Origin of the sequence: Burkholderia sp. 28_3, assembly GCF_003253915.1 — a bacterium.
GTDB lineage: Bacteria > Pseudomonadota > Gammaproteobacteria > Burkholderiales > Burkholderiaceae > Burkholderia > Burkholderia cenocepacia.
This window is the reverse complement of sequence record NZ_QKZF01000085.1, coordinates 1-1,033: the sequence shown is the minus strand read 5'-3', so window position 1 is coordinate 1,033 and position 1,033 is coordinate 1. Positions and strand designations below refer to the sequence as shown.

Below are 1,033 nucleotides of genomic sequence, written 5' to 3'. Positions count from 1 at the left end.
CGGGCAGCGCCAGGCGCTCGAGCGGGGCCAGCTGCCCGGCGCCGGCGGTGACGCCCGCCGACGTCGGCGCGAGCGCGTCGCCGGCGTCGACGTCGGCCTCGACGGCTGCGCCGATCGACGACGCGTGGCGCCGCAACCAGGCGACCAGCACGCGGGCGCGGCCGACGCCGATGCGCGGTACCGATCGCCACCACTGCCCGCCGCGGCGGTTCGCCACCGAGTATCTCAACGCAGAAAGCATGATCTTCAACTACGCGAGTCGTCTGTCCGAAAGCTATACGGGCGGCCTCTGGCAATTCTTCGAGCTCGACAATGGCGGGTGCTACCTTGCCCCGATCACGTGCGCCGGTTCCAAGTTCAGTGGCCGCTCAACGGCGACGAGGGCGAGACGGGTGCCGACGCGTTCGGGATCGTCGTCACGTTGCTCGTGCTCTGTCACATTGCCGAAGTCACCGGCGACGATCGGTTCGTGGATCGCTATCATCGGCTGCTGGACTATGCATCGCAGCGCCCCGAGTCGGCCGAGATCTCGGCGGCAATCGATTGATGTTGTCGTCACTGCGCCCGGGCATCGTTATGCCCGGGCTTTCTCGTCTTCTCACGGAGGCATATGATGCTGGACTTCAAACAATTGAACGACCCTGAGCGCCGGGAGAAATGTCGTAAGGAACGCGAAGAGCAGGAAGCTAAAGCCGAAGCACACGAAAGGGCTTTGCGTCGCGAACTGAACATCTGCATTGAGGCGTTGGACTATCAGTTCTCCAACAGGACGAACGAAGTCTCGTTCGTAACTGCCAGTCGAGAATGAACAGCTACCTACCCTTGTCAGAAAAGCAGGAAAAGTGGCTGCTCGATATTGCGAAGCGTGTGCGTGACACACTCGATGGCGAGATCCAGAAGCTGGTCCAGCGCCATGCTGCAGGCGACACACTGGGCCAACTGTCACGGGGCGGCGCTATGGAGCCAATGCGGGGTCGGCATAAGGGCGCCACTTGAGGGGCGGCACATAGGCGCCAGTCCAAGGGCGGCGTAA

General features: G+C 63.1%; 3 protein-coding genes. 2 read left to right on the top strand and 1 reads right to left on the bottom strand.

Annotated features, from left to right (window positions below):
* The coding region (locus DFS13_RS39720) for a phage integrase family protein (RefSeq protein WP_279611621.1) at positions 1-241 on the bottom strand (241 nt) is incomplete at its 3' end.
* A gap of 99 nt (positions 242-340) precedes the next feature.
* On the opposite strand from DFS13_RS39720, the gene DFS13_RS41120 reads away from it, so the two are divergent.
* Entirely contained in the window at positions 341-547 is a 207-nt protein-coding gene (locus tag DFS13_RS41120) for an antirestriction protein (RefSeq protein WP_053093696.1), read from the top strand.
* A gap of 66 nt (positions 548-613) precedes the next feature.
* Positions 614-808 carry a hypothetical protein gene (locus DFS13_RS39710; protein WP_143282279.1) on the top strand — a complete coding sequence of 65 codons (195 nt, stop codon included), beginning with the start codon at positions 614-616 and terminating at the stop codon, positions 806-808.
* Positions 809-1,033 lie beyond the last annotated feature (225 nt).